The sequence below is a fragment of the Deinococcus rhizophilus genome, assembly GCF_030271215.1.
Lineage (GTDB): Bacteria > Deinococcota > Deinococci > Deinococcales > Deinococcaceae > Deinococcus > Deinococcus rhizophilus.
In genome coordinates, this window is record NZ_JASNGB010000207.1 from 1 (window position 1) to 4,803 (window position 4,803).

Annotated in this window: 5 protein-coding genes and 1 riboswitch; of the genes, 3 read left to right on the forward strand and 2 right to left on the reverse strand. The window is 70.8% G+C overall.

All coding sequences use genetic code 11. The features are described 5' to 3' along the window. Nucleotides 1-186 precede the first annotated feature (186 nt). Nucleotides 187-314: riboswitch (SAM riboswitch) on the forward strand. A 104-nt stretch (nucleotides 315-418) separates the two neighbouring features. Genes QOL99_RS15080 through QOL99_RS15090 form a run of 3 tightly spaced genes read left to right on the forward strand, consistent with a single transcriptional unit; the run spans nucleotide 419 to nucleotide 2,842 of the window. Then, nucleotides 419-1,390, forward strand: a complete 972-nt coding sequence (locus QOL99_RS15080; protein WP_285525030.1) for a methionine ABC transporter ATP-binding protein — start codon at nucleotides 419-421, stop codon at nucleotides 1,388-1,390. Then, a complete protein-coding gene (locus QOL99_RS15085; RefSeq protein ID WP_285525031.1) occupies nucleotides 1,390-2,040 on the forward strand; it encodes a methionine ABC transporter permease in 651 nt (216 codons plus the stop codon). Before QOL99_RS15080 ends, QOL99_RS15085 begins: the two co-directional genes overlap by 1 nt. Nucleotides 2,041-2,071: 31 nt before the next feature. Further along, nucleotides 2,072-2,842, forward strand: a complete 771-nt coding sequence (locus QOL99_RS15090; protein ID WP_285525032.1) for a MetQ/NlpA family ABC transporter substrate-binding protein — start codon at nucleotides 2,072-2,074, stop codon at nucleotides 2,840-2,842. Between the two features lie 29 nt (nucleotides 2,843-2,871). On the opposite strand, the gene QOL99_RS15095 is transcribed toward QOL99_RS15090, so the two are convergent. Together QOL99_RS15095 and QOL99_RS15100 are read right to left on the reverse strand one after the other, a co-directional pair. Beyond that, nucleotides 2,872-4,278: a hypothetical protein gene (locus QOL99_RS15095; protein WP_285525033.1), complete on the reverse strand. Its 1,407-nt coding sequence runs from the start codon at nucleotides 4,276-4,278 to the stop codon at nucleotides 2,872-2,874. Nucleotides 4,279-4,371: 93 nt separating this feature from the next. Then, nucleotides 4,372-4,671: a hypothetical protein gene (locus QOL99_RS15100; RefSeq protein WP_285525034.1), complete on the reverse strand. Its 300-nt coding sequence runs from the start codon at nucleotides 4,669-4,671 to the stop codon at nucleotides 4,372-4,374. Nucleotides 4,672-4,803 lie beyond the last annotated feature (132 nt).

Below are 4,803 nucleotides of genomic sequence, written 5' to 3' on the forward strand. Positions count from 1 at the left end.
TTACCCCCGCTACCCCTCAGCTCCCCGGAATCCAGGAAGAGCCAACCCATAAACGGGGGTGTCAGGTCCCGGACTGCGGCATGGGCTGAGACGGGGAGGATGCGGGGCGATTGCCCCCGTCCAGACAACTTGCCGCTGGATTCCGCGGGGGTGCGGTACTTTCGCTGTCGGCCCGCAACAGGGCCACTCTTATCCAGAGCGGCGCGAGGGATCTGGCCCCATGACCGCCGCAGCAACCGGCCCTCATTACGGCATCGGTGCTGCCCAGCCCGCACGCGCCAACGATGGTTCATCCGCGTCGGGACCGATAAGGGAAGGGCTCCACTCGACATCGTCGCGTCCCCTTCTCCGTTCTCAGCCTCGGGAGGGGACGCGTGTGTGTTGTTCCCTCCGGCCTTTCCAGACGGAGGATTCTCGTTTGTCCGTTCTCTCCCCCCCGCCCGCCCTGCTGTTCGAGGGTGTGGGCAAGACCTATCCGGGACAGACCACCCCGGCCCTTCAGAACTTCACGCTGGCTGTGCCGCGCGGCCACCGGGTCGGCATCATCGGCCGCAGCGGCGCGGGCAAGAGCACCCTGGTGCGCCTGATAGGCGGGCTGGAGACGCCCGACACGGGCCGCCTGCTGGTGCAGGGGCAGGACCTCTCGCGCCTGATGCCCGCGCAGCGGCGCTCCCATCAGGCCCGCATCGGCGTCGTCTTTCAGCACTTCAACCTGCTGGCGCAGCGCACGGCCCTGGGGAACGTGACCCTGCCGCTCGAACTCGCGGGGGTGCCCCGCGCCGCCCGTGAGGCGCGTGCCCGCGAACTGCTGGAGGACGTGGGCCTCGCGGACCTCGCGGGCCGCTACCCGGCTCAGCTTTCCGGTGGACAGAAGCAGCGCGTGGGCATCGCCCGTGCGCTGGCGTTGGAACCGGACCTGCTGCTGGCCGACGAAGCCACGAGTGCCCTCGACCCGGAGACGAGCGCGGGCATCCTGGCCCTGCTCACCGAGGTGCAGCGTAGCCGTGACCTCACCCTGATCGTGGTGACCCACCAACTCGAAGTCGTGCGGACCGCCTGCACGCACGTCGCCGTGCTGGACTCGGGGCGGCTGGTGGAGAGTGGCGAGACGCGGGAGGTGCTGGCCCACCCTGCCCACCCGGTCACCCGCGCCCTGCTGGACGCGCACCGCCCGCAAGTCCCGCTCGCGCCGGGCGAGACGCTGCGCCGGGTGACCCTCCCCGACCTCGGCGCGGGCACGCTGGAGCGGCTGGCAGCCCTGGGGGCGCGGCTGGTGCAGGCCGAGCCGCATCCGCAGGGGGTGGACGCCTGGCTGGTGTTGCCGGAGACGGCGCCGCACCCGGACCTCCGGCCCGGTGAGGTTCCCTTCCCGCTGGGGGCGAGCGCCTGATGGACAGCCTCGTGCCCCTGCTGTGGCAGGCCACCCTGGAAACGCTGTGGATGGTGCTGCCGAGTGCGTTGATCGCGCAACTCCTCGGCACGTCGCTGGGGGTGGCGCTGATCCTCACCCGGCCCGGCGGTCTGCGCCCGCATCCCGCCCTGTTCCGGGTGCTGGACGCCGCCGTCAACGTAGGCCGCAGCCTCCCCTTCATCATCCTGCTGGTCCTGCTCATTCCCTTCACGCGGCTGGTCACGGGCACCAGCATCGGCAGCACGGCGGCGATCGTGCCCCTTACGGTTGCGGCGGTTCCCTTCGTGGCCCGGCTGGTCGAGGGGGCGCTGCGCGACGTGCCGTCCGGCGTGACCGAGGCGGCCCGCGTGGTGGGCGCCACGACCCCGCAGATCGTCGGCAAGGTGCTGCTGCCCGAAGCCCGGCCCGCCCTGATCCACGGCTTCACGGTGATGCTGGTCAGCCTGATCGGATATTCCGCGATGGCCGGAGCGATCGGCGGAGGCGGCCTGGGTGACCTCGCCATCCGCTACGGCTACCAGCGCTTCGAGACGGACGTGATGGTCGCCACCGTGCTGCTGCTGCTCGTGCTGGTGCAGGGCGTGCAGTGGCTGGGCGACCGCGCCGCCCGCCGCGCCGATCACCGCTGAAACTTTCTCTCCTCTCTTCCGGAGTCTCCAAATGAAAAACATCCTGATCCTGTCCGCCCTCGCCCTGACCTCGCTCGCCTCCGCCGGAACCCTGCGCGTGGGGGCCACGCCCGTTCCGCACGCCGAGCTGCTGGAGTTCGTCAAACCCACCCTCGCCAAGCAGGGCGTGAACCTCGTGATCCGCGAGTTCACCGACTATGTGCAGCCCAACCTCGCGCTGGCGGACGGCAGCATCGACGTGAACTTCTTCCAGCATCTCCCCTACCTGCAGGAGTTCCAGAAGAACCGCCCGCTGGGGCTGGTCGCCGGGGCGAAGGTGCATGTGGAGCCCATCGGCCTGTACAGCCGCCGGGTGCGGTCGCTGCGGGAGGTGCGCTCCGGGGCGACGATCGCGCTGCCCAACGACCCCAGCAACAGCGGGCGGGCCTTGAAACTGCTGGAGCGGGCCGGGCTGATCCGACTGAAGCCCGGCGTGGGGGTGCAGGCCACCGTGCGCGACATCACGGCCAACGTCAAGCGCCTGCGCTTCCGCGAACTGGAGGCCGCGCAACTCCCCCGCGCCCTGGCGGATGTGGACGCGGCGATCATCAACACGAACTACGCGCTGGAAGCGGGCCTGAATCCCCTGAAGGACGCGCTGATCCTCGAGGATCGCCGCAGCCCCTATGCGAACCTGCTCGTCGCCAAGCCCGCGACCCTCAAGAACCCCGACTACCTCAAGCTGGTGCGGGTGCTCCAGAGCCCGGAGGTGAAGGCCTTCATCCTGAAGAAGTACGGGGGGGCGGTCGTTCCGGCCTTCTGAAGTCCACGTCCTGACCGCCAGCCCCCGCCTCACGCGGGGGTTGTTGGTGTGGGCAGCCCGGCCCGCAGCCGCTGATACTGCCGCACGATCAGGGGATCGTTGGTCTGGGCGCCCCGCACGCAGGCGTCGGCCTGGGCGGCCCACTCGCGCGGCGCACAGGTCAGGGCCGCGACCGCCCACTCGAACCGTGCCCGGCCGTCCTCGGTCGTCCGCGCGAGGGGAAGGGTCCCCCGCAGCAGGGCCTGCGCCCCCTCACGGTCCCCCTGGCGGTGCAGGATGCGGGCTTCCAGGGAAGCGGCGATCACGCGCAGGCTGAGCACCGGGTGGGTCCGGTTGACCTGCAGGGTACGCAGCGCCTCGCCAAGTTCGCCCAGCCGGAACTGCGCGGTGCCCAGCGACTGGTGGATATAGGCGGTCATGCTGAAGTCCCCCTGGTCGAGCGCCTCGGCGGCGAGCATCTGGGCGCGGGCGCTGTCCCCGGTCGCGTTGAGGTGCCACAGGTAGAAGGTCAGTACCCCGCAGTGGTCCTGCGCGGACGGGGCGGCCCGCGCTGCCTGAAGGGCGAGCTCGTGCCACAGCCGCGCCGCCCGGAAGTCCTGCCGGGAATCGTGGGCACTGGCGACCGTCGCGTACCACAGCGCCGGGGACCGCCCCGGGGCGAGGTGCGCGAGGCCCAGCAGGGCGAGGTGCTCGGCCCGCGACGGCTCTCCCAGCAGGTCCGCGAGGTACCCCGCCGTGTAACAGATGTCGGGCTGCGGCTCGGGGGTGGCCCGCAGCGCCCGCCCGCAATAGTCGCGGGCCAGAGTGTACTCGTCACGCTCGATGGCCTGATGGGTCAGCACGTCGAGGGCCAGCGCCGCTCCCTCGCCCCGGGGCGTCAGGGTCAGCGCGGCATGGGCGGCGCTCTCGGCCTCGCCGGGCCGGTCCTGCTGGGCGGCGGCCAGGGCCTCCTGCGCCAGGTCCAGCCCCTGCCGGACAGGGGGCAGTCGCCGCCGGGCCGGGAGCGGCTGGAGGTGCCCCAGCAGCCGCATCTCGGTGCGTTCGGCCCACTCCAGCCACTGCTCGGGGCCGTCCGCCCGGTGCCCGGCCATGAACTCGCGCCAGGTTCCCTCCAGGGCAAGGTCGGCGGAGGTCAGCCCCAGCACATCGACCTCCACCCGCGCAAGGTGCAGCTGGTGCCCGCGCTCGGTCAGCACGTCGGCGTGCTGGCCCAGCACCCGCCGCAGGGAGTAGAGGGTGGTCCGCAGGTTGTGCAGGACCCGCCCGCTCCCGCCGCTCCACAGCAGGTCCGCCACCTGACGCCGGGGCTGCGGCCCGTCCAGCGCCAGCACCGCCAGCAGGCGCAGCCCCCGCGCCGGACAGCGCGGCCAGTCGCCCTCCACCCGTAACGCGGCCCCACCCAGCAGGTCGAGGCCGATCGGCCTGCCCTCGGACATGTCGGCTCCTCCCGACCAGCGTACCGGTGGAGCCGCCCCACAGAAAGGAGGGAGAACGGTCCAAACGGTCAGACAATCTTGAGGGGTGCAGGGTCAGCTCAGGCCCCACCGAAGGTGTTCTGTTTCGTTGCCCGTGTGGACTCCCGGCACAGCCCACGTCTGTTCACGGTCCTGCACGAGCAGGAGGTGACGTTTGTCGGTCAGACCCTCCACTTCGCCGTACATGGTCTGCGCCGCACGGAGGTAGCCCTCCCGGATCAGGGCGTCCCACGTCATCTTGGGACCGTGGCCACGCACCAACCGGCGGGTGGTCAGTGCGCCGTGCTGACGGACATCGCGCAGCACCCCGAACTTGTGCTCGCTCAGTGAGTAGGGTTCGATCCTGGGGGGCATATGTCCAGGGTAGGAGCAGGGCGGGTTGGTCGGGGCGTGGCAGATCCGGACCTGTCTGTCGGCGGGCATCTCCACGCTGATCTCTCTACTGACATCTTTCAGTTTTAGAAAAGCACGTCCAGCACGGCTTCC